This is a genomic window from Nocardioides sp. CFH 31398, from assembly GCF_022436705.1.
GTDB lineage: Bacteria > Actinomycetota > Actinomycetes > Propionibacteriales > Nocardioidaceae > Nocardioides.
On sequence record NZ_JAKUHT010000010.1, the window covers coordinates 60,754 to 83,733 of the forward strand.

Annotated in this window: 23 protein-coding genes; 16 read left to right on the forward strand and 7 right to left on the reverse strand. The window is 74.1% G+C overall.

The genetic code is table 11. The features are described from left to right. Positions 1–19: 19 nt before the first annotated feature. Entirely contained in the window at positions 20–2,143 is a 2,124-nt protein-coding gene (gene tkt / locus MJ876_RS09420) for a transketolase (RefSeq protein ID WP_308192584.1), read from the reverse strand. Positions 2,144–2,443: 300 nt separating this feature from the next. Here tkt and MJ876_RS09425 point away from each other — a divergent pair, with 300 nt between their 5' ends. Then, complete coding sequence (locus MJ876_RS09425; protein ID WP_240236076.1) at positions 2,444–3,367, forward strand: heme o synthase; 924 nt, start codon at positions 2,444–2,446, stop codon at positions 3,365–3,367. A 94-nt stretch (positions 3,368–3,461) separates the two neighbouring features. Here MJ876_RS09425 and MJ876_RS09430 read toward each other — a convergent pair whose 3' ends face one another. From MJ876_RS09430 to MJ876_RS09455, 6 genes are all read right to left on the reverse strand, one after another. Beyond that, complete coding sequence (locus MJ876_RS09430; RefSeq protein ID WP_240236021.1) at positions 3,462–4,385, reverse strand: heme A synthase; 924 nt, start codon at positions 4,383–4,385, stop codon at positions 3,462–3,464. Positions 4,386–4,401: 16 nt separating this feature from the next. Then, positions 4,402–5,202 (reverse strand): ABC transporter permease, encoded by an 801-nt coding sequence (locus tag MJ876_RS09435; RefSeq protein ID WP_240236022.1) that lies wholly within the window; start codon positions 5,200–5,202, stop codon positions 4,402–4,404. Beyond that, positions 5,199–6,155 carry an ABC transporter ATP-binding protein gene (locus MJ876_RS09440; RefSeq protein ID WP_240236023.1) on the reverse strand — a complete coding sequence of 319 codons (957 nt, stop codon included), beginning with the start codon at positions 6,153–6,155 and terminating at the stop codon, positions 5,199–5,201. Before MJ876_RS09440 ends, MJ876_RS09435 begins: the two co-directional genes overlap by 4 nt. A gap of 88 nt (positions 6,156–6,243) precedes the next feature. Next, a complete protein-coding gene (locus MJ876_RS09445; protein ID WP_240236024.1) occupies positions 6,244–7,440 on the reverse strand; it encodes a 1-acyl-sn-glycerol-3-phosphate acyltransferase in 1,197 nt (398 codons plus the stop codon). Between the two features lie 8 nt (positions 7,441–7,448). Continuing rightward, the gene (locus MJ876_RS09450) at positions 7,449–8,387 is read right to left on the reverse strand and encodes a phosphatidate cytidylyltransferase (RefSeq protein ID WP_240236025.1); all 939 of its coding nucleotides are present in this window, start codon (positions 8,385–8,387) and stop codon (positions 7,449–7,451) included. Further along, positions 8,384–9,010: a CDP-alcohol phosphatidyltransferase family protein gene (locus MJ876_RS09455; protein WP_240236026.1), complete on the reverse strand. Its 627-nt coding sequence runs from the start codon at positions 9,008–9,010 to the stop codon at positions 8,384–8,386. Before MJ876_RS09455 ends, MJ876_RS09450 begins: the two co-directional genes overlap by 4 nt. A 127-nt stretch (positions 9,011–9,137) precedes the next feature. Here MJ876_RS09455 and MJ876_RS09460 point away from each other — a divergent pair, with 127 nt between their 5' ends. The 15 genes from MJ876_RS09460 (at position 9,138) to MJ876_RS09530 (ending at position 22,928) form a co-directional block, all read left to right on the forward strand. Beyond that, positions 9,138–9,851: a metalloregulator ArsR/SmtB family transcription factor gene (locus tag MJ876_RS09460; protein WP_240236027.1), complete on the forward strand. Its 714-nt coding sequence runs from the start codon at positions 9,138–9,140 to the stop codon at positions 9,849–9,851. Next, a complete protein-coding gene (gene sufB, locus MJ876_RS09465; protein WP_240236028.1) occupies positions 9,848–11,281 on the forward strand; it encodes a Fe-S cluster assembly protein SufB in 1,434 nt (477 codons plus the stop codon). Before MJ876_RS09460 ends, sufB begins: the two co-directional genes overlap by 4 nt. Before the next feature lie 118 nt (positions 11,282–11,399). Beyond that, on the forward strand, positions 11,400–12,569 hold the full coding sequence (sufD, locus tag MJ876_RS09470) for a Fe-S cluster assembly protein SufD (protein ID WP_275694750.1): 1,170 nt from the start codon (positions 11,400–11,402) through the stop codon (positions 12,567–12,569). Continuing rightward, positions 12,566–12,931, forward strand: coding sequence for a non-heme iron oxygenase ferredoxin subunit (locus tag MJ876_RS09475; RefSeq protein ID WP_240236030.1), 366 nt, complete (start codon positions 12,566–12,568; stop codon positions 12,929–12,931). The genes sufD and MJ876_RS09475 overlap by 4 nt, the downstream gene beginning before the upstream one ends. Before the next feature lie 37 nt (positions 12,932–12,968). Then, complete coding sequence (sufC, locus tag MJ876_RS09480; RefSeq protein ID WP_240236031.1) at positions 12,969–13,730, forward strand: Fe-S cluster assembly ATPase SufC; 762 nt, start codon at positions 12,969–12,971, stop codon at positions 13,728–13,730. A 61-nt stretch (positions 13,731–13,791) separates the two neighbouring features. Further along, positions 13,792–15,060 carry a SufS family cysteine desulfurase gene (locus MJ876_RS09485; RefSeq protein WP_374202466.1) on the forward strand — a complete coding sequence of 423 codons (1,269 nt, stop codon included), beginning with the start codon at positions 13,792–13,794 and terminating at the stop codon, positions 15,058–15,060. Beyond that, the gene (sufU, locus tag MJ876_RS09490; protein WP_240236032.1) at positions 15,057–15,554 is read left to right on the forward strand and encodes a Fe-S cluster assembly sulfur transfer protein SufU; all 498 of its coding nucleotides are present in this window, start codon (positions 15,057–15,059) and stop codon (positions 15,552–15,554) included. Before MJ876_RS09485 ends, sufU begins: the two co-directional genes overlap by 4 nt. After that, the gene (locus MJ876_RS09495) at positions 15,551–15,952 is read left to right on the forward strand and encodes a metal-sulfur cluster assembly factor (RefSeq protein WP_275694729.1); all 402 of its coding nucleotides are present in this window, start codon (positions 15,551–15,553) and stop codon (positions 15,950–15,952) included. The genes sufU and MJ876_RS09495 overlap by 4 nt, the downstream gene beginning before the upstream one ends. Continuing rightward, positions 15,918–16,457 carry an ASCH domain-containing protein gene (locus MJ876_RS09500; protein ID WP_240236033.1) on the forward strand — a complete coding sequence of 180 codons (540 nt, stop codon included), beginning with the start codon at positions 15,918–15,920 and terminating at the stop codon, positions 16,455–16,457. The genes MJ876_RS09495 and MJ876_RS09500 overlap by 35 nt, the downstream gene beginning before the upstream one ends. Positions 16,458–16,504: 47 nt before the next feature. Then, a complete protein-coding gene (locus MJ876_RS09505; RefSeq protein WP_240236034.1) occupies positions 16,505–18,340 on the forward strand; it encodes a sulfatase-like hydrolase/transferase in 1,836 nt (611 codons plus the stop codon). A 6-nt stretch (positions 18,341–18,346) separates the two neighbouring features. Then, on the forward strand, positions 18,347–18,880 hold the full coding sequence (locus tag MJ876_RS09510) for a GNAT family N-acetyltransferase (protein ID WP_240236035.1): 534 nt from the start codon (positions 18,347–18,349) through the stop codon (positions 18,878–18,880). Then, on the forward strand, positions 18,877–19,494 hold the full coding sequence (locus tag MJ876_RS09515) for an acVLRF1 family peptidyl-tRNA hydrolase (RefSeq protein WP_240236036.1): 618 nt from the start codon (positions 18,877–18,879) through the stop codon (positions 19,492–19,494). Before MJ876_RS09510 ends, MJ876_RS09515 begins: the two co-directional genes overlap by 4 nt. Positions 19,495–19,645: 151 nt before the next feature. Continuing rightward, positions 19,646–21,265, forward strand: coding sequence for a sulfatase-like hydrolase/transferase (locus tag MJ876_RS09520; protein ID WP_240236037.1), 1,620 nt, complete (start codon positions 19,646–19,648; stop codon positions 21,263–21,265). 35 nt (positions 21,266–21,300) lie between these two features. After that, entirely contained in the window at positions 21,301–22,005 is a 705-nt protein-coding gene (locus tag MJ876_RS09525; protein WP_240236038.1) for a dienelactone hydrolase family protein, read from the forward strand. Between the two features lie 23 nt (positions 22,006–22,028). Beyond that, positions 22,029–22,928, forward strand: a complete 900-nt coding sequence (locus tag MJ876_RS09530) for a phosphotransferase (RefSeq protein ID WP_240236039.1) — start codon at positions 22,029–22,031, stop codon at positions 22,926–22,928. Positions 22,929–22,980 lie beyond the last annotated feature (52 nt).

Sequence of the window (22,980 nt, forward strand, 5' to 3'; positions counted from 1 at the left end):
GTTCGAAAGGGTCGGTGGGTCAGGCGCTCGCGGCGCCGACGCTGGCGATGCTGTCGTGCGCGGCCTGGGCCACCGCGGCGGCGGTGATGCCGTACTCGGTGTAGATGCGCTCGTAGTCGGCGCTGGCGCCGAACGTCTCGATCGAGACGACCCGGCCGTGGTCACCCACGACCTCGCGCCAGCCCTGCGCGACGGCGGCCTCGACGGAGACCCGGGCGCGGACGGTCGGCGGGATCACCGAGTCGCGGTACGCCGCGTCCTGGGCGGCGAACCACTCGCGGCACGGCATGGACACCACGCGGGCGCTGACACCGTCGGCCGCGAGCTGCTCGCGGGCGGCCACGGCGAGCTGGACCTCCGAGCCGGTGCCGACGAGGACGACGTCCGGCTCCGAGCCGTCGGCGGTGTCGAGCAGCACGTAGCCGCCGCGTGCGACACCCGCCGCGTCGCCCCAGGCGGTGCCGTCGACCTCGCCGCGCGGGAAGGTCGGCACGTTCTGCCGGGACAGCACGAGGCCGGCCGGACGGTCGGTGTGCAGCATGATCGTGTGCCAGGCGGCGGTGACCTCGTTCGCGTCGGCCGGGCGGACGACGTCCAGGCCCGGGATGGCGCGCAGCGCGGCGAGGTGCTCGATCGGCTGGTGCGTGGGGCCGTCCTCGCCGAGCCCGATGGAGTCGTGGGTCCACACGTAGGTGACCGGCAGGCCCATGAGGGAGGCGAGGCGGACGGCGGGCCGCATGTAGTCGGAGAACACCAGGAAGGTGCCGCCGAACACGCGCGTGCCGCTGTGCAGCGCGATGCCGTTCATGATCGAGCCCATGCCGTGCTCGCGGATGCCGAAGTGCAGCACGCGGCCGCCGTAGGGGTCGCCGGTGAACTTGGCGCTCGAGCGGTCCTTGGGCAGGAACGAGTCGGCGTCCTCGATGGTGGTGTTGTTCGAGCCCGCGAGGTCGGCCGAGCCGCCCCAGAACTCGGGCACGGTCGCCGCGATGGCCTGGATCACCTCGCCGGACGCCTTGCGCGTCGCGACGCCCTTCTCGGATGCCTCGAAGGTGGGCAGGTCGGCGTCCCAGCCGCCGGGCAGCTCGTGCTGGCGCAGCCGCATGAGGGTCGCGAACCCGTCGGGGTTCTCGGCCTTCCACTGCTCCATGCGCTCGTCCCACGCGGCGCCCTCGGCGGCACCGCGCTCACGCAGCGCGCGGGTGTGCTCCAGGACGCCCTGCGGCACCTCGAAGGTGCGGTCCGGGTCGAAGCCGAGGATCTTCTTCGTGGCCGCGACCTCCTCCTCGCCGAGCGCGGAGCCGTGCGAGGAGCCGGTGCCCTGGGCGTTGGGGGCGGGCCAGGCGATGATCGTGCGGAGCTCGATGAAGCTGGGGCGGTCGGTGACCTGCTTGGCCTCCTGGATCGCCTCCCACAGCTTCTCGGTGCTCTCGGCGTACCCGTCGGACTTGTCGGTCCAGTCGACGACCTGGGTGTGCCAGCCGTAGCCCTCGTAGCGCTGCGTGACGCTCTCCGAGAGCGCGATCGAGGTGTCGTCCTCGATGGAGATCTGGTTGGCGTCGTAGATCAGCGTGAGGTTGCCGAGGCGCTGGGTGCCGGCCAGCGACGAGGCCTCGCTGGCGACGCCCTCCTGGATGTCGCCGTCGGAGGCGAGGCAGTAGACGTGGTGGTCGAACAGCGAGTCGCCGTCCGCCGCGGAGGGGTCGAGCAGGCCGCGCAGGTGCCGGCCGGCCATCGCCATGCCGACGGCGTTGCCGATGCCCTGGCCCAGGGGACCGGTGGTCGTCTCGACGCCGGTGGTGTGGCCGTGCTCGGGGTGACCGGGGGTCTTGCTGCCCCAGGTCCGCAGCGACTTGATGTCGTCGAGCTCGAGGCCCCACCCGCCCAGGAAGAGCTGCAGGTAGAGCGTCAGCGACGAGTGGCCGCAGGAGAGGACGAAGCGGTCACGCGCGATCCAGTCCGCGTCGGCGGGGTCGTGGCGCATGACCTTCTGGAACAGCAGGTACGCCGCCGGCGCCAGGCTCATGGCCGTGCCGGGGTGGCCGTTGCCGACCTTCTGCACGGCGTCCATGGCGAGCACGCGGACGGTGTCCACGGCGCGGTCGTCGATCTCGGTCCAGTCCAGCTGGGGGTGGGTGCTCACGTGGTTCCTTCACGATCCGTGCCGGTGTCGGTGAACCCGGTCCGTGGGGAGCGCGACGTTCGGTGGGACGTCGGCTCGGGTCACCTCGAGCCTACTGTCGTCAGCGGGCTAGACTCGACCGGGAGTGCGTGCGATGGACACGTGGTACTGACGACCACGTCCTCGTGCCCGCGAGCACCGGCGCCATGCACCCCATCACCCCGTCGTCCAGTTCTGCGAGGACCTTTCGTGACCCGATCCGGCCCGCCGGCCGCCCACGGCCGCGCAGCCGGTGTCCCACCGCGCCCGGCCGACGCCGGCGTGGTGGACGCGCCGGTCGGACGGGCGTCCGCCCGCGACGTCGTCGCGGCGTACGTCGGGCTCACGAAGCCCCGCGTCATCGAGCTGCTGCTGCTGACGACGGTGCCCGTGATGTTCTTCGCGGCCCGCGGCGTCCCGCCGCTCGGGCTCGTCGTCGCGACCGTGGTCGGCGGCACCCTGTCCGCCGGCTCGGCGTCGGCGCTGAACTGCGTCTACGACCGCGACATCGACGAGCAGATGCGCCGCACCCGGCGCCGGGCGCTCCCGCGTCACATCGTGTCGCCGCGCGCCGCCCTCGTGTTCGGTCTCGCGCTGGGCGTGGTGTCGACCGTCGTCCTGGCGGTCTGGGTGAACTGGCTGTCCGCCGGGCTGTCGGTGGCGGCGAACGCGTTCTACGTCCTCGTCTACACGATGGTGCTGAAGCGCCGTACCGCCCAGAACATCGTCTGGGGCGGCCTCGCGGGCTGCTTCCCGGCGCTCATCGGGTGGACGGCGGTCACGAACGAGCTCGCGTGGGCGCCCGTCATCCTGTTCCTGGTGGTCTTCTTCTGGACGCCGCCGCACACCTGGGCCCTCGCCCTGCGCTACCGCGAGGACTACCGCCAGGTCGACGTGCCGATGCTGCCGGTGATCAAGCCGGCCGCCACCGTCGCGACGCAGATCATCGCCTACAGCGTCGTCATGGTCGCGACCTCGCTGCTGCTGTGGCCGATCGCCGGCACCGGCTGGTTCTACCCGCTCGCCGCGACCGTGCTCGGCGCGGTCTTCCTCGTGGAGGCGGTCGCCCTGCGCCGCCGGGCCCGCGGCACCGAGGACCTCTCGGAGATCCGCCCCATGCGGCTGTTCCACAGCTCGAACCTCTACCTGTCGCTGCTGTTCGTCGCCGTCGCGATCGACCCCCTGGTCCAGCGCTCCTTCGGCTGACGCCGCGTCGACGGCTTCTCCCGCTGGTCGGGAGAACGTCCCGACCCGCGCGATCGTGCGGGTGGGGTGCAACCGATCGGCGGTCTGGCGCGTCTCAGGTGGTGACGGCGGTGGACCCGTCCACGGGGGTGCGGGTCCGCCGTCGTACCAGCGGGCGCGCGGAGAGGACGACGGCGGTCAGCGAGGCCGAGATGAGCGCGGCGCCGAGCATGTGGATCGCGACGAGCACGACCGGCAGGTCGGTGAAGTACTGCACGAAGCCGACGACGCCCTGCGCGAGCTCCAGCCCCAGCAGCAGGCCGGTCGCGGCGGCCACGCGGGCGGCCCCGGCGCGGCGCGCCAGGACGAGCAGGACGACGGTCGCGGCGACGAGCGCGTAGACGGACCAGGCGTGCACGTGGGACATCCACTGCGGGTCGAGCCCGGTCCGGCGGGCGTCGAGGTCGCCGGCGTGCGGCCCGGAGCCGGTGACGACGGTGCCGAGGTAGAGCGAGAGCCAGCCGAGGGCGAAGACCACGAGGGTGGCGCGTCGCACCGGCAGCGGCGCGGCGCCGCGCTCGGGCCCCCGGAGCTCGTCGAGCAGCAGCACGCAGACCGCGATGATCGCCATCGACACCAGGAAGTGCAGGGCGACGATCCAGGGGTTCAGCTGGGTCAGGACGGTCACGCCGCCGAGCACGGCCTGCGCGGGGATGCCCAGGAACACGACGAGGGCCAGCCGGCTCGCGCGTCGCCGGCCGCTGCGCCAGGCGGCGAGCAGCGTGAGCACCGCCACCAGGGCGACGGCGAAGGTCAGCAGACGGTTGCCGAACTCGATGGCCCCGTGGAGGCCCAGCTCGCCGTGGCTGACGTAGGACTCCTCGCTGCACCGGGGCCACGTCGGGCACCCGAGGCCGGACGCGGTCAGTCGCACCGCGCCGCCGGTCACGACGATCAGCACGTTGGCCACGAGGTCGGCCACGGCCAGCGGCCACAGCCACGGCACGAGACGGTCGAGGGGGCGCAGCAGGGTGCTCACGCGCCCATTCTCCCTGTCACTCCCAGCGGAAGAACCTCGACGCCAGGCTGGCGCCGAGGGCGGCCCAGACGGCGAGGACGACGAGGGGCAGGACGGCGAGGGTCCCGTCGAGGAGGGCGGCGCGCAGCGCGTCGCCGAGCGCCGCCGACGGGAGCAGCGCGAGCACCTCCGACGCCGCGCCGTACGACGAGCGCGGCAGGACGACGGCCCCGCCGGCCAGGAGCAGCAGGTAGACGAGGTTCGCGACCGCGAGGGTGGCCTCGGCGCGGAGCGTGCCGGCGAGGGTGAGCCCGAGGCCGGCGAACGCCGCGGTGCCGAGCAGGGCGCAGGGCACCGCGAGCAGCAGCCCGAGCGGGTCCGGCGACCAGCCCAGGGCCAGGGCCACCGCGCCGACCACGACGACCTGCACCGCCTGGACGACGAGGAGGCCGCCGACCTTGCCGAGCAGCAGCCCGGAGCGGGGGAGCGGGGAGGCGCCGAGCCGCTTCAGGAGCCCGTAGCGGCGCTCGAACCCGGTGGCGATGGCCAGCGAGGTGAACGCGGTCGACATCACGGCCAGCGCCAGCACGCCCGGCGTGAGCGCGTCGACCGGGTCGGCGCCGTCCAGGTCGATCCCGAGGCGGCCCGCGGCGACGACGCCGCCGACGAGGGCGATCACCGGGATGACGACGGCGATGAGCAGCTGCTCGCCGTTGCGCAGCAGCAGGCGGGTCTCCATCGAGGCCTGGGCGCGCACCATCGCGGCGTACGGCGCGGCGCCGGGTCGCGGCGCGAAGGTGCCGTCGGCGCCGGTGCGGGCGGTGTCCTGCTGGGTCATGCCGCGTGGCCCCCCTCGCCGGGGGCGAGCGTGCGCCCGGTCTCGGCGAGGAAGACGTCCTCGAGGGTCATGCGACCCATGGTCAGCGACTCCGGCACGACGCCGAAGTCCTCGCACCAGGCGGAGACGACCGACAGGGTGCTGGCGTCGGCGGGCCCGGTGACGACGAGGCTGTACTCGTCCACGGGCAGCACCTCGGTGGCCGCGCCGAGCGCGGCGGCCAGCGACTGCGGCGCCCCGGCCGGGAACGGCTCGGTGACGACGAGGCGGATCGTGGCGTCGCCGCGGCCGCGGGTCAGCGCCAGCGGGGAGCCCGAGGCCACGACACGGCCGTGGTCGACGAGGTGGACGAGGTCCGCGAGCCGCTCGGCCTCCTCCATGTAGTGGGTGGTGAGCACCGTGGTCACGCCGTCGTGCTGCAGCTCGCGCAGCAGGTCCCAGGTGGTGCGGCGCACGGCGGGGTCCATGCCCGCCGTGGGCTCGTCGACGAACAGCAGCTCGGGGCGCCCGACGACCGCCATCGCGAGCCCCAGGCGCTGCTGCTGCCCCCCGGAGAGCCGCCGGTACGGCGTGCGGCCGCACTCGGCGAGGCCCAGGCGCTCGACCAGCAGGTCGAGGGGGAGCGGGTGCGCGTGCAGCGCCGCGACGTGCCGCAGCATCTCGACGGCGCGGACGCCCGACCAGGCACCGCCGCCCTGGAGCATCACGCCGACGCGGGGCAGCAGCGCCCGCCGGTCGCGGACCGGGTCCAGACCCAGCACGCGGACGGTGCCGCCCTGTGGACGCCGGTAGCCCTCGCAGGTCTCGAGGGTCGTCGTCTTGCCGGCGCCGTTGGGGCCGAGCACGGCGGTGATCGAGCCCCGGGCGACCTCGAGCGACAGCCCGTCGACGGCGGTGGTGGCGCCGTACCGCATCACGAGGTCGGAGACCTGGACGGCGGGCGGGGCGGGCACCGGGCAAGTCTAGGGAGGATGCTGCGAGCCGCCCCGGAGCCCCGACACCGGCTCCGGCACCGGCCCCGGCGCCGGCCCCGGCACCGGCTCAGGACCAGCCGCGCACGATCGCTCCGAGCGCCAGGGCGAAGCCGGAGCAGACGAGCACCAGGTACGGCCCCCACAGCCGCCGCAGCCACGGGTGGAGCACCCGGGCGAGCCACCACACGACCAGGGCGACGGCGGCCATGCGGAACCCGCGGCCGACCGTCGTCCAGGCGGCCAGGGCGCCCAGGTCGACGCCGGTGGTGCCGGCGAGGTGGGCGTAGACCTTGACGGGGATGCCGGACAGGGCCTGGGCCACCACGCCGGTGGGCCCGCCGGCGAGGTCGGCGGCGGCCGCGTCGACCATCCGGTCGGTGGTCCACGGCAGGGGGACGCCGACGCCGTGCGCCGCGGCCCACGCGTGGGTGACGACGCCGACCACCGAGCCGGCGACCACGCCGAGCGCCCAGCGGGGCACCTGCGCCGGCACGGCGGCGGCCAGCAGCACGAGCGCCATCTCGGCCATGACCGGCCAGCTCCACGCCTCCGCGAGGCCCCACCCGACGGCGACCACCAGGCCCGCGCGGGAGGCGGCCAGTCGGGCGGTGGCGCGCCACAGCCGCGACGTCCGAGGGCGGGCGGGGCCCTCGTCGAGCATCCCGACGACCGCGTCGCGCAGCGCCTCGGTGTCGGTCGTCGCCGGGTCGAGGGGCTCGCCCACGCGGACCTCGAGCGGCCCCGGGGTGAGCCGCCCGTTCTTGGGGAGCAGCTCGCGGGTGCCCAGCACGGCGACGGGGACGACGGGCACCCCGCAGTCCCGGGCCAGCCGGAGCGCGCCCGAGCGGAACTCGCCGACGGTGCCGTCCTCCGTGCGGGTGCCCTCGGGGTAGACCACGACGGTGTGGCCGCGCTCCAGGGCGGGCCGCACGGCGTCCAGCATGGCCTCGTACGCGCCGTCGCAGCCTCGACGCACGGGCAGAATCCCGGCCAGCCCGGTAGCGACCAGGCGCCGCCAGCCGACGTCGAACCAGTAGTCGGCCGCCGCGGCGAAGACCGGCCGCGACCCGGCCGGGAGGGCCGCGAGGAGCGCCGCGGTGTCGCCGTGCGAGGAGTGGTTCGCGACGACGATGCGCCCGCCGGTCGTGCCGGGGCCCTCGAGGTGCTCGCCGCCCGTGGTCCGCAGGCCGCCGGTGAGGGCGGTGACGACGCGCCACAGGGTCCGTCGGGCGAGGGAGGCGATCCTGCTCACGCGCCTGCTCACGCGCGTGCTCATGCGAGGCCCCCCGTCAGGACGGCCGCGAGCGGCAGGACGAGCAGGAGCGAGTCGACGCGGTCCAGCAGGCCGCCGAAGCCGGGCAGCCAGCCGCCGGCGTCCTTGACCCCGGCCTGCCGCTTGACCATCGACTCCACGAGGTCGCCGAGGACGCCGCCCAGGCCGACGGCCAGCACCAGGCCGAGCGACAGCTCGCCGAGCAGGGTGAGCACGAGGGCGGTGCCGACGACCGCGCCGAGGAGACCACCGACGGTCTTGTTCGGCGACAGCGGCGACAGCGGACGGCGGGCCCAGCCGAGGCGCCGGAGGCCGGTGCCGCCGCACCAGGCCGCGACGTCGGCGGCCGCGGCGGCGAACGCCACGAGGTAGGCGTCCTCCCAGAGCAGGACCAGGTGGGCCAGCGACCAGCAGATCCACACGGAGCCGAAGGCGGTCATCGCGGAGCGGCGGACGCCGTCGGCGAGGTCGCCGCCGAGCACCGAGGGCACGGCGGAGAGCAGCACGACCAGCGGGGCGAGCCCCAGCAGGTCGGGCGCCAGCCACGCGGCCACGGGGTAGCCGACGGCGAGGACGAGCAGGACCGTGCGGTCGACGTCGGTCAGCCGAGCCAGCCGCGCGTACTCCCGGACCGCCACGACGGCCAGGACGGCGGCGAGCACGGCGGTCGTGCCCCGGCCGGCCCAGATCGGCAGGCCGACGACCGGCACGATCAGCGCCCACGTCGTCCACCGCTGCGTCAGGGCGGGACGCCGCGACGCGGCCACGGCGAGCCCGGCCAGGGCCAGGACGCCGAGGGTGACCCAGAACAGGAAGACGGCGCGGCCGGTGACGTCGAGGGAGAGCGGGCCGAGGTCGACGTCCAGGCTCAGCGAGGAGGTGTCGAAGCCGGCCCACCGGCGCCACGGCGAGAAGGTCGCCTCGAGCCAGCCGGTCATCGGGCCGCTCCCGCCAGCTCGCGGTGGGCCGCCACCAGCCGCAGGACGGCGGTGACGACGGAACCCACCGCCACGACGGCGCTGACGCCGACGATCCACGCGGGGACGGCGGCGGCGAGGACGACCAGCGCGCACCGCTCGGTCTTGCCGACGGGGCCGCCGTTGCGGCGGCTCGCGCCGGCGCCGGCCGCGGCGAGCGAGGCGAAGGTGGGCAGGGTCGCCGCGAGGGCCGCGACCGTGACGGCGAGGACGCCGACGCCGTCCCAGCCGCCGGTGCGCGCCGCCAGGACGGCGAGCCCGGCGAGGACGACGAGGTCGGAGACCCGGTCGCCGACCTCGTTCAGGACGAATCCCCACGGGCGCGAGACGCCGCGGGCCCGGGCGACGGCGCCGTCCAGGTTGGCGCCGCCGAGACGCACGGCCAGCGCGGCCAGGGCGGGCAGCCACCAGCCGGCGGCGACGAACCCGGCTGCGCCGACGGCGCCCGCCACCCCCGCGCCCGTGAACAGGTCGGGGGAGAGGTCGCGCCGCACGGCGGCGTCGACGAACCGGCCCAGCCGGCGCGTGTACCAGGGCTTGAGGGCGTACAACCCACTCAGGACGCTGCTCGTGCTGGTGCTCATGACTCGAGGCTGTCCGCGCGGCGCCCCGGGCACCTGCGCCGTCGTACCCGACCTCCTGGGCACGGGTACTCAGGTACTTAGGTGAACCTCACTTGAAGGTCCCCGGCAATAAGGTCACACTCGTGTTGTGGAATTGATCGAGGCAACCGACGCGCCCACCCGGGCCCGTGTCGCCCGGTCCGTCCTCGAGAACGGCCCGTCGACCGCGGCCCAGCTCGCGGAGCGGCTCGGGCTCACGCCCGCCGCCGTCCGCCGCCACCTCGACCAGCTGGTCGCCGACGGCTCCGTGGAGAGCCGTCAGCAGCGCCAGCGGGGCGCCCGTGGGCGGGGCCGCCCGGCGCGCGTGTTCGCCCTCACCGAGTCCGGTCGCGACCACTTCGACCAGCAGTACGACGACCTCGCGGCCGACGCGCTGCGGTTCCTGGCCGAGACCGCCGGCGACGACGCCGTCATGGAATTCGCCCGGCGCCGGGTGGCGTTCATCGAGCATGACCACTCGAGGCTCATGGCCGACGACCCCGACCGCGACCCGGCCGAGGCGCTGGCGACGGTCCTGACGCGCGGCGGGTACGCCGCGGGGGTGCGGGAGAGCCCCATCGGCCAGCAGCTGTGCCAGCAGCACTGCCCCGTCTCCCACGTCGCCCACGAGTTCCCGCAGCTGTGCGAGGCCGAGACCCACGCGATCAGCGCCGTGCTCGGCCGCCACGTCCAGCGCCTCGCGACGATCGCCCACGGCGACGGCGTGTGCACGACCCACGTCCCCGACGTCCCGCACGACAAGCACGAGACGACCGGCTCCACCAGCACGACCGACCCCGCGAAGGATGGTGCGTCCTCATGACGACCGAGACCCAGCCCACGATCGAGCAGCTGAACCCCGGCCTGGAGGGCATCGGACGGTACGAGTTCGGCTGGAGCGACTCCGACGCCGCGGGCTCCGTGGCCAAGCGCGGCCTCTCCGAGGAGGTCGTCGCCGACATCTCGAGCAAGAAGAGCGAGCCCCAGTGGATGCTCGACCTCCGCATGAAGGGTCTGAAGCTCTTCCACCGCAAGCCCATGCCGACGTGGGGCTCCGACCTCGACGGCATCGACTTCGACAACATCAAGTACTTCGTGCGGTCCTCCGAGAAGCAGGCCGCCACGTGGGACGACCTGCCCGAGGACATCAAGAACACCTACGACAAGCTCGGCATCCCCGAGGCCGAGAAGCAGCGTCTCGTCTCCGGCGTCGCCGCGCAGTACGAGTCGGAGGTCGTCTACCACTCGATCCGCGAGGACCTCGAGGAGAAGGGCGTCATCTTCGTCGACACCGACACCGCCCTGCGTGAGCACGAGGACCTGTTCAAGGAGTACTTCGGCACCGTCATCCCGGTCGGCGACAACAAGTTCGCCGCGCTGAACACCTCGGTGTGGTCGGGCGGCTCCTTCATCTACGTCCCGCCGGGCGTGCACGTCGACATCCCGCTGCAGGCCTACTTCCGGATCAACACCGAGAACATGGGCCAGTTCGAGCGGACGCTGATCATCGTCGACGAGGACGCCTACGTGCACTACGTCGAGGGCTGCACCGCCCCGATCTACTCGTCGGACTCGCTGCACTCCGCGGTCGTCGAGATCATCGTGAAGAAGGGCGGCCGCTGCCGCTACACGACCATCCAGAACTGGTCGAACAACGTCTACAACCTCGTCACCAAGCGCGCGACCTGCGAGGCCGGCGCGACGATGGAGTGGGTCGACGGCAACATCGGCTCCAAGGTGACGATGAAGTACCCGGCCGTCTACCTCATGGGCGAGCACGCCAAGGGCGAGACCCTGTCCATCGCCTTCGCCGGCGAGGGCCAGCACCAGGACGCCGGCGCCAAGATGGTTCACGCGGCGCCGCACACCTCGAGCTCGATCCTGAGCAAGTCGGTGGCGCGCGGCGGCGGGCGCACGTCGTACCGCGGCCTCGTGCAGGTCAACGAGGGCGCGCACGGCTCGAAGTCCAACGTGCTCTGCGACGCGCTGCTGGTCGACCAGATCAGCCGCTCCGACACCTACCCGTACGTCGACGTCCGTGAGGACGACGTCTCGATGGGTCACGAGGCGAGCGTGTCGAAGGTCTCCGACGACCAGCTCTTCTACCTGATGTCGCGCGGCATGGAGGAGGACGAGGCCATGGCGATGATCGTCCGCGGCTTCGTGGAGCCGATCGCCAAGGAGCTCCCCATGGAGTACGCCCTCGAGCTCAACCGCCTGATCGAGCTGCAGATGGAGGGCGCGGTCGGCTGACCGGCCCCGTCCCCACCCGTCCCACGACCCACGAAGAGGTACACCGCACGTGACTGTGACCGACCAGACCGCCGGGGCGGCGAGCACCGCCCTCGAGTCGGTGGAGAGCGCGCTCGAGATGGCGCGGGTGGACAGCCACCTGCACCCCGAGGGCTCGTTCGACGTCGACGCCCACCCGGTCCCGACCGGCCGTGAGGAGATCTGGCGCTTCACCCCGCTCAAGCGCCTCCGGGGCCTGCACGCCGACGCGGCCCTCGCCGCCGACGCCGTGCGGACGTCCTGGACCGCGCCCGACGGCGTGCGGGTCGAGACCGTGTCCGGCGAGGCCGCGCGAGAGCTCCGCGGCGTGAGCGGGCTGGTCCCGAACACGCTGGTCTCGGCGCGGATCCTCGCCGAGACCGAGGGGACCCTGCTGGTCGACGTCCCGGCGGAGGCGGAGCTCACCGAGCCCGTCCTCGTCGAGGTCGCCGGCGAGGGCGTGGACCCGACCGGTGGCGCCCACGTGGTGCTGCGCTTCGGCCACCACAGCAGCGCCGTGGTGGTCCTGAACCACACCGGCTCCGCGTCGCTGGCCGAGGTCGTCGAGGTCGTCGTCGGTGACGGCGCGCAGGTGTCCGTCGTGTCGCTGCAGGACTGGGCCGACGACGCCGTGCACCTCTCGCACCAGCAGGCCAGCGTGGGGCGCGACGCGTCGTACAAGCACGTGGCGGTCACCTTCGGCGGCGACGTCGTCCGGATGGACGCCAACGTCACGTACGCCGGTCCCGGGGGCGAGGCCGAGCTGCTCGGGCTCTACTTCGCCGACGAGGGCCAGCACCTCGAGCACCGCCTCTTCGCGGACCACAACGCGCCGCGGACGAAGAGCAACGTCGTCTACAAGGGCGCGCTCCAGGGCGAGAAGGCCCGCACCGTGTGGGTCGGCAACGTGCTGATCCGCAAGGAGGCGGAGGGGATCGAGACGTACGAGGAGAACCGCAACCTCGTGCTGACCGACGGCTGCCAGGCCGACTCCGTGCCCAACCTGGAGATCGAGACGGGGGAGATCGAGGGGGCGGGCCACGCCTCGACGATCGGTCGCTTCGACGACCTCCAGCTGTTCTACCTCCGCTCGCGCGGCATCTCGGAGTCCGAGGCCCGCCGCCTGGTGATCTTCGGGTTCTTCAACGACCTGATCCGCAAGGTGGGCGTCCCGGAGCTCGAGGAGCAGCTGCTCAGCACCGTCGAGCAGGAGCTGCGCCGCAACGTCCTCAAGGGCTACGAGCCCGTCAGCACCGGTCCGGTCGCATGAGCGGGACCGACGACGCGGCGTTCGAGCGCGTCTGCAGCCTGGAGGACGTCCCCACCGGCGAGGCGCTCGGCGTCAAGGCCGGCGACCTCGAGATCGCCCTGGGTCGCGACGGCGACGAGGTCTTCGCCATCCAGGACCTCTGCTCGCACGCCGAGGTCGCCCTCAGCGAGGGGGAGGTCGCCGTCACCGGCGGCACCTGCCAGATCGAGTGCTGGCTGCACGGGTCGATGTTCGACCTGCGCACCGGCAACCCCACCGGCCCGCCCGCGACCGACCCGGTCGCCCTGTTCCCCGTCGAGGTGCGCGCCGACGGCGTGTACGTCGACCCCACCCGGACGCTCAACGGCGTCACCCCCGGCTGAGTCCGACCCCGGACCGCCACCGAACGAGGAGATTGCATTGAGCACGCTGGAGATCACCGACCTGCACGTCTCGGTCGCGACCGAGGACGGCCCGAAGGAGATCCTCAAGGGCGTCACCCTGACCATCGAGTCGGGCCAGGTCCACGCGATCATGGGCCCGAACGGCTCGGGCAAGTCGACGCTGGCCTACTCCATCGCCGGTCACCCGAAGTACGACGTCACGAGCGGCTCGGTGACCCTGGACGGCGAGTCGGTCCTCGACATGAGCGTCGACGAGCGCGCCCGCGCCGGCCTGTTCCTCGCGATGCAGTACCCGGTCGAGGTGCCCGGCGTCTCGGTCGCGAACTTCCTGCGGACCGCGAAGACCGCGATCGACGGCGAGGCCCCGAAGCTGCGCACCTGGGTGAAGGACGTGAACGCCACCCTCGAGCGCGTCGACCTCGACCCGACGTTCTCCCAGCGCTCGGTCAACGAGGGCTTCTCCGGAGGTGAGAAGAAGCGCCACGAGATCGCGCAGCTCGAGCTGCTCGACCCGAAGGTCGCGATCCTCGACGAGACCGACTCGGGGCTCGACATCGACGCCCTGCGCATCGTCTCGGAGGGCGTGAACCGCTTCTCCGACAAGGGTGACCGCGGTGTCCTGCTCATCACGCACTACACGCGCATCCTGCGCTACATCAAGCCCGACGTCGTCCACGTCTTCGTGAACGGCCGCATCGCCGAGCAGGGCGGCCCGGAGCTCGCCGACCAGCTCGAGGCCGAGGGCTACGACAAGTACACGAAGGCCGCGACGGCCTGAGCGCCGCCGGCCCCACGGCGCCCGGCCCGACCGACCCGACCGACCCAGAGAGGTGACCACGATGGACGGACTGCTTCCCCAGCTGGACGTCGTCCGCAAGGACTTCCCGATCCTCGAGCGCACGCTCGCGGGCAACCGTCCGCTGGTCTACCTCGACAGCGCCAACACCTCGCAGAAGCCCCAGTGCGTGATCGACGCGATGGTCGACCACCTCGAGCACCACAACGCCAACGTGGCCCGCGCGATGCACCAGCTCGGCGCGGAGTCCTCCGAGGCCTTCGAGGCGGCCCGCGACACGGTCGCGGAGTTCCTCGGCGCCCCGTCCCGTGACGAGGTCGTGTTCACCAAGAACGCCTCCGAGGCCCTCAACCTCCTCGCCAACACCATGGCGTGGGCGGGCGAGCACCAGGTGGGCGAGGGCGACGAGGTCGTCGTCACCGAGATGGAGCACCACTCGAACATCGTCCCGTGGCAGCTGCTGACGCAGCGCACGGGCGCGACGCTGCGGTGGTTCGGCCTGACCGACGACGGCCGGCTCGACACCTCCGACATCGACGCGCTCATCACGGAGCGCACCAAGGTCGTCTCGCTGACCTGGGTGTCGAACATGCTGGGCACGGTCAACCCGATCGCCGACATCGCCCGCCGCGCCCACGAGGTCGGCGCCGTCGTCGTCGTGGACGCCGCGCAGGCCGCGCCGCAGATGCCGATCGACCTGGCCGCCATGCCGGTCGAGGAGCGGCCCGACGCGCTGGTCCTCACCGGCCACAAGACCGTCGGCCCCACCGGCATCGGCGTGCTGTGGGGGAGCCGCGCGCTGCTGGAGGCGCTCCCGCCCTTCCTGGGCGGCGGCGAGATGATCGAGACCGTCCGCATGGAGGGATCGACGTACGCCGGCCTGCCGCACAAGTTCGAGGCCGGGACGCCGCCCATCGTCGAGGCCGTCGGGCTCGGCGCCGCGCTGCGCTACCTCTCGGACCTCGGCATGGACGCCGTCGCCGCCCACGAGCGCGCGATCACGGCGTACGCCCTCGAGGGCCTGTCCACCGTCCCGGGCGTCCGCGTCATGGGCCCCGGCGTCGGCGAGGAGCGCGGGGGCGCCATCTCGTTCGAGCTGGCCGGCGTGCACCCGCACGACGTGGCGCAGGTGCTCGACAGCCGCGGCGTCGCCGTGCGTGCGGGCCACCACTGCGCCCGTCCGGCGCACGCCCGCTTCGGGGTGCAGTCGACCACCCGCATGTCGTCGTACCTGTACACCACGCCCGCCGAGATCGACGCCTTCGTCGAGGCGCTGGAGGCGGCCCGCACGTACTTCGGGGTGAGCGCATGACCGCCGGTGGCACGGGTCAGGACCTGGACGCGCTGTACCAGGAGATCATCCTCGACCACTACAAGAACCCGCTCCACGCGGGCCTGCGCGAGCCCTACGAGGCCGAGGTCCACCACGTGAACCCGACCTGCGGCGACGAGGTGACCCTCCGGGTGCACGTCGCGCCCGGCGAGGACGGCGACGTCGTCTCCGACGTGTCGTACGACGCCGTCGGGTGCTCGATCTCGCAGGCCTCCACCTCGGTGATGAGCGACCTGCTCATCGGCAAGCCCGTCGCCGAGGCCCTCGCCGTCCACGAGGAGTTCCTGGCCCTGATGCAGGGCAAGGGCGCCGTGGAGCCCGACGAGGACGTCCTGGAGGACGGCGTCGCCTTCGCGGGCGTCGCGAAGTTCCCCGCCCGGATCAAGTGCGCGCTGCTGGGCTGGATGGCCTGGAAGGACGCCGTCAGCACGGCCGGCACGAGCAGCACCCAGACCAACGGAGGTACCGCATGACCGAGCCGCAGACCCAGCCCACCGGCGCCGTGGACCACGGCGACGACCTGCCCGAGGTCCGCGTGGACGGCGGCGCCGCCGCGACGTCGACCGTGACCGTGGACGACGTCACCGAGGCGATGAAGGACGTCGTCGACCCCGAGCTCGGGATCAACGTCGTCGACCTCGGCCTCGTCTACGGCGTCCACGTCGACGAGGACTCGAACGCCGTCATCGACATGACGCTGACCTCCGCGGCGTGCCCGCTGACCGACGTCATCCAGGACCAGACCTCCGCCGCCCTCGAGGGCCTCGTCAACGAGGCGGCGATCAACTGGGTCTGGATGCCGCCGTGGGGCCCCGACAAGATCACCGAGGACGGTCGTGAGCAGCTCCGAGCCCTCGGCTTCAACGTCTGACGAGGCCGTCGAGGCCTTCTGGGTCGAGGCCCGCCGCCGGGCCAAGCTGGAGTCGCTGCCCGGGTACTTCGGCCCCTCGGTGCTGGCCTCGGTCCGCCCGCCGGCCTGGGCCTTCGGCGACGACCGCGTCACCGCGGACGAGCTGCTGGGCCTCGTGCTCGACGGTGAGAAGACCGCGACGGCCAGCGCCGCCGACGACTACGCCGGCGACGACAACCCGCTGCCCGAGGTGGGCGCGCTGTCGATCGTCCTCGACGGCTCCGGCCGCCCCCGGGCGCTGATCGGGACCACCGACGTGCGGGTCGTGGCCTTCGACGACGTCGACGCCGACCACGCGGCCGCGGAGGGCGAGGGCGACGGGTCCCTGGAGCAGTGGCGCACCGAGCACGAGCGCTTCTTCACCGACCACGACCCGCTCGGGCGGGGGTTCCGGCGTGACATGCCGGTGGTCCTCGAGCGCTTCCGGCTCCTCCACCCGAAGCCTCCCGGGCCCCCGCGCCGCTGAGACGGGCGTCCGGGCCCGGTCACCGCGCCACCGCTACGGTCGGACGGATGCCGACTCCCCGCCGCCGCGCCCTGGCCTCCGCCCTCGCCCTGGCCTGCGCGGCGGTCCCGCTGGCGGCCTGCACGGCGCCGGCCTCGACGGGCCCGTCGGCCGCCGAGGACCCCGGGGCGGCCATGCCCCCGGGGCCGGCGCAGACCGACGACCGTCGCCCGAACATCGTGATGGTGCTGGCCGACGACCTCGGCTGGGGTGACGTCTCGACCAAGCGGATGAACGACGGCAACGCCAACGACTTCCTGCGGACGCCGCGCATCGACCGGCTCGCCGCGGAGGGGACCACCCTCGTCAACGCGTACGGCGAGCCCGCCTGCGCGCCCAGCCGGATGAGCCTGCTCACCGGTGACTACAACCAGCGCGTCGACAACAACGTGTACGGCGGGGTCGACCTCGACACCCTGTCCGGGCCGGCGAGCAAGCGGCGGCCGCCCGCGCTGCGCGGCATCCCGCACGGCGACGAGGAGGGCCGCACCGAGCTGCGTCCGGAGACCATCACGGTCCCCGAGATGCTCTCGGCCGCCGGCTACGCCAACGCTCACGTCGGGAAGTTCCACGTCACCCGCAGGGCGTCCGACATCACCGAGCACCACGGCTTCGACCTGAACTACGGCGGCCGCCAGTCCGGCGGGGTGTCCGACTACCACGCGGAGCCCACCGCCGACGGCCCGCAGTTCGACGAGAAGGTCGGGCCCGAGCTCGACGAGTTCGCCGGCGACTACACCGCGGCGTACGTCGAGCGGAACGTCGCGCCGTACTCGAGGGGGGTGCCGCGCCGCGACCTCGACGCCCTGGTGGGCACGCCCAAGCACGTCACCGACGCCGTCGGTGACGCCGCCCTCACCTCCATCGACCGCGGCGCCGCCACCGGCGGCCCGTTCCTCGCCTCCGTCAACCACTACGCCGTCCACACGCCGGTCGCCCCCGAGCAGGGCCGTGACGACCTGCTGGCGAAGTACCGGCGCCTGAAGCGGTCCTACGACGGCGACGGCCCCGCCGTGCCGGCGTACGCCGCCCTGGCCGAGGGCATGGACCAGACCGTCGGCCGGATCGTCGACCACCTCCAGCAGACCGAGGACCCCCGCGACCCCGGCCACCCCCTGGCCGACAACACCGTCGTCGTCGTGCTCTCCGACAACGGCGGGCGCCGGACGTACAACGCGCAGCGACCGGAGCCCGTCGGCGCCTCGAACGGCCCGCTGCGCGGTGAGAAGTTCCAGCTCTGGGACGGCGGGGTGCGGGTGCCGTTCGTCGCGTGGAGCGGCTCGGAGCGCCTCGTGCGCCGCGGCGTCGTGGACCGCTCGATCGCCCACGTGACCGACCTGTCCGCCACCTTCGTCGACTACGCGCGCGTCCCCGGGGCCGACCGCAAGCCCATCGACGGGTTCTCGCTGCGCGAGGTCTTCTCCGACGGGGTGCACCAGGGCCACCCGCTGCTGTTCCACTTCCCCGGCTACTCGCTCGGCAAGGGACGCGACCAACGGCCCGTCACCGCCCTGCGCACCGGCCGCTGGAAGGTGCGGTACTCCTACGAGTCCCGACGGCTCCAGGTCTTCGACCTGGCCGACGACCTCCGGGAGCGCGACGACCTGGCGCCGCGGCGCCCCGCCCTGGCGCGACGCCTCGGCGAGCGGATGGTGGACGAGCTGCGTCGCCTCGACACCCCGCTCGCGACGGTCCGCCGGGGCAGCGGCCCCCAACGGGTGCGCGTCGTCCCCGGCACCATCACCTACGCGGACGGGACGATCACCCGCCACGAGCGCGCCACCACGCTGCGGGTCCGCGGCGGCGAGGAGATGCCGTTCGTCCTGCCGCCCGCGGGGAGGTAGGCCCCCGTGCGGGTCGGGCCCCTCGAGCTCACTGCGGTGACGCCCGACGACGTCGACGAGCTGTGGCCGCTGCTCTCCGACGAGCGGCTGTGGGCGCACGAGCCCGACTCCGTGCACCCCGACCCCTCCGTCACCCGCGCCTACCTCGAGCGGGCCGCCGCCCGCTGGGACGCCGGGCTGAGCTACTGGACCGTCCGGCTCGCCGCCACCGGTGAGGCGGTCGGCTCCGGCGGCGCCCAGCACCACACCCGCGGCGGCGCCGACCACTGGAACCTGAACTACCGCATCGCCGTCGACCACCAGGGCCGCGGGTACGCCGGCCTGCTCGTCGCCGCCGCGCTGGCCGCGGCCCACGAGGCCGCCCCGGAGCGCCCCTGCGTCGCGTGGATCGACGCCCACAACCCGGCCTCGATCGCGGTGGCCCGGCGCGCCGGCCTGCGTGACCTCGGGCTCCGGGACAACCCGGCGGACCGGCCCCGGCTGGCCTGGGCCGACCGGGAGCTCGACGACGCGGTCTACCCGCTCGTGGAGCCCCGGTGAGCGGCACCCGCGCCGTCCTGGTCCCCCGCGAGCGCTGGGCGCGGTGGGTCGAGAACTTCACGGCCTCCCACGGGCCCACCGGGTGGACCGTCGTCGACGGGGCGCTGCACGGGGACGCCGAGGACGGCTCCACGGTCGTCGTGCGGCTGCCCTTCGACGCGTCGTACGACGGCGGGCCGGACGGCCTCGCGGACGCCGCCGGCGCCGCCGTCCCCGACGACTGGGGCGTGCTGCTGGTCCGCCGCGGCGGCTACGCGGTGGCCCGGCTGGCGGTCGAGGAGCTGCGGGCGACCAAGGTCGGCTCGCGCCACGTGCAGGGGCGCACCGCCGCCGGCGGGCAGTCGCAGCAGCGCTTCGCCCGGCGCCGCGCGGGCCAGGCGCGGGTCGCGTTCGAGGCGGCCGCCGACCAGGCCGCCCGGCTGCTCGACGGCCTCGGCACGGTCGTGCTCGGCGGTGACCGCGAGGGGGTGTCGACGGTCCTGGCGGACCCCCGCCTGCGGTCGTTGGCGCCCACGACGGCATGGTTGGACGTCCCCGAGCCCCGGCGGGACGTCCTCCTGGCCGCCGTGGCCGACGCCCGGGCCCTGCGCCTCGCGGTGACGAACGCCGGGTAGCCGGAGGCGCGTCCAGCCGTCCCACGACCGGGGAGACCCCATCCACCCGACCCGCACCGCCCGCCTGACCGCCCTCGGCTGCCTGCTCCCGCTGGCCGCCTGCTCCGTCGGCGTCGACGAACCGGGTCGCGCGGCCCCGCAGCAGCCGAACGTGGTGGTGGTCCTCGCCGACGACCTCGGGTGGGGCGACCTGTCGACGGGCCGGACGAACGGGGGCCACCCGCACCGGCTGCACCGCACACCGGCGATCGACGACCGGGCGCGCGAGGGCGTCGTGTTCGACAACGCCTACGCGGCCCAGACCTGCGCGCCGAGCCGTGCCGCACTGCTGACCGGCATGTCCGCGCCGCGGCCGGACAACGGCATCTTCGCGGTCACCGACCTCGACCGCGTCGGCGCCGCCGAGCCGATGCTCGAGGGCGCTGCGCAGGGGAGGGGCGACGGGGCGACGGTGATCCCGCAGCGGGCCACGACCGTCGCCGAGGCGGTGCAGGAGGTCGGCTACGCCACCGGGTACGCCGGCAAGTTCCAGATCACCGGCGGCGCCTCGAACATCGTCGACCACCACGGCTTCGACGAGAACCTGGGCGGCGGCAACACCGGCGCCGCGGACTCCTACCACGCCGAGCGCCACCCCGAGGGCCACCGCGGCCGTCGGTTCGACGACAAGGTGTGGCCCACGCTCGACCGGTTCGCCGAGGACTACACCGAGGAGTACGTGCGGACGCGCATCGCGCCGTACTCGCACGACGTGCCGCCCGGCGAGGTCGACAAGCTCGTCGGGACCCCCAAGCACCTCACCGACGCGCTCACCGACTCCGCGACCGACTTCATCGACCGGCACGCCGACCGGCCCTTCCTGTTCTGGATGTCCCACGTCGCCGTCCACGACCCGATCGACACGAGGCAGCCGCGCCGCGACCTGCTCGCGAAGTACCGCGCGATGCGCCGCGACGCCCGCGACGACGACCAGGCCACGGCGTACGCCGGCCTCGTGGAGGGCCTCGACCAGTCGGTGGCCCGCACCGTCGACCACCTGATGAAGACCGAGGACCCCCGCAACCCCGGTCGCCCGCTCGCCGAGAACACCATCGTCGTCGTCACCTCCGACAACGGCGGCCGCACCGACCTCGGCGCCTCGAACGGGCCGCTGCGCGGGCAGAAGGGGCTGCTGCTGGAGGGCGGGATCCGGGTGCCGTGGATCGTGTGGAGCGCCAACCCGGACCTCGTCGAGCGCGGCAGGCTCAACCACTCCGTCATCGACGGCACCGACCTGTACGCCACCGTGGCCGACTACGCCGGCGCCAGGCCGCGGCCGGAGGCCCCGCTGGACGGCCGCAGCCTGCGCGGCGCGCTGCAGGCGGGGGAGACCCTCGACGGACCCCGGTTCGGGCACGTGCCCGGCTACCTGGTCTCCGGCGTCCGCGACCAGCGGCCCGGCTCCTGGGTCCGGCACGGGCGCTGGAAGCTCGCCCACGACTACGAGACGCAGACGTTCACGCTCCACGACGTCGAGGCGGACCCCGGGGAGCGCCGCGACCTCGCCGGACGCCGGCCCGAGGAGGTCCAGCGGCTGGGGACGACGCTGCTGGAGTGGCTCGACGAGACCGACGCCCCCCTCGCCACCGTGCGGCGCACGACGGGCCCGGTGCGCCTCACCGTGCACGGGCGGACCTACGCCGACGGCGAGGTCACCGTCCACCCGCGGCCCGAGCGCCTCGTCGTGCGGCCGGGCGAGGAGATGCCGTTCGTGCTGCCCGCGGCGTCCTGACCCGCGACGACCGGCCCATGCCCTAGGTTCGGCCCATGCCCAGCACCCCGTCGGTGTCCGTGCCCACCGAGGCCGGCGCGATGCCGGCCCACCTCTGGCTCCCGGCGTCCGGCACCGGACCGGGGATCCTGCTGCTCCAGGAGATCTTCGGCATCAGCCGGTACGTCGAGCAGCGGGCGCAGGACCTGGCGGACCTGGGGTACGTCGTGCTCGCCCCGGAGATCTTCTGGCGCCTCGGCGTCGACCGCGTCCCCGAGGGTCCGGCGGCGCTGGACGACGCCATGGCGGTGGCCGGCCGGTGCGACTGGGACGCCGCGGTCGCCGACGCGGTCGCCGCCCTCGGCGTGCTGCGTGAACGGCCCGAGACCGACGGCCGCGCCGCGGTGGTGGGATTCTGCTTCGGCGGCGGTCTCGGCTTCGCGGTCGCCGCGCACGCCGACGTCGACGCCCTCGTCGCCTACTACGGCTCCGCGCTGCCCGGCCTGCTCGACCTGGCGCCCCGGGTCACCGCCCCGTCGCTGCACCACTTCGGCACCGCCGACTCCTTCATCCCCCTCGAGCAGGTCGCGCAGGTCGAGGCCGCCGTCGTGCGCGACGGCGTCGAGCTCGTGACGTACGCGGGAGCCGACCACGCCTTCGACAACCCCGACCTGCCGTTCCACGACCCCGACGCGTCGGTGAAGGCGTGGGCCCGGACCACGGACTTCCTCGCCGACCGGCTGCCGGTGCCGGCCCGCTGAGCCGGCGGACGGGGAGCGACGCCGTGTGGCAGCCGGACCCGGCCTGGGAGCCCCTGGGGTCGGGGAGCTCCCCGACCTGCCTGGGTGCCTGGCTCGCGCACGACGAGGGGCCCGTCGTCGTGACCCGGCTGGTGGCACCGGTCCCCGGCGACCCGTCGGAGTACGACGACCCCGGCCACGCGGCGTACTGGCGACGGCCGGCCGAGGTGGCCCGTGCCGGGCTGGTGACCGCCACCCCGGGCCTCGCCGGGCCCGAGGCCCTGGCGGTCGACGAGGACGAGGCGGGCATCACCCTGCGGCACCGCCAGGTGCCGCCCGAGGCCCCGACCGGCCTCTTCGCCGCGCGGGGGATGGGCCGCTTCGCCGCCGCGGACCTCGGCACCCACCGCTGGCTGGCCCGGGACCCGCTGCCCGACCGGCTGCGTCTGGTCGAGCGGAACGGCGGCTGGCCGACCCTGGGGCGCACCACCGCCGCCGACGTCGCCGACCACCTGTGGTCGCGCCGCCGGCTGCTGCTGGACCGGGTGGCCGCCCTGCCGCAGGTGGCGCAGCACGGCGACCCGGTGCCCGCCAACCTGGTCGGCCGGGACGGCGAGGTCGTGCTGGCCGTCGACTGGTCCACCCTGGGCCGCGGCCCGGTCGGGGCGGACCTCGGCTACTGGTCGCTGTCCACGCGCGAGGAGCTCGAGCCGCTCGTCGAGGCCTACCTCGGTGGGCTGCCCGAGGGTCTCGCCACCCGCGAGCAGGTCCTCCTCGGCGCGCGGACCGTCGCCGTCCTCACGGTGCTGAGCCGCGCGGAGTGGGCGCTGTCCCGGGTGGCGAAGGGGGAGGGGGCCCTGGCCGGGAAGCTGCGCCACCCCGCCGTGGCGCCGCACCTGCGGGCGCTCGCCCGGCAGGCGCCGCACGTGGAGGCGCTGCTCTAGGACCGCGCCGACGACGGGGCGCAGGTCACACCCGGACGCCGCCCGTCGATGC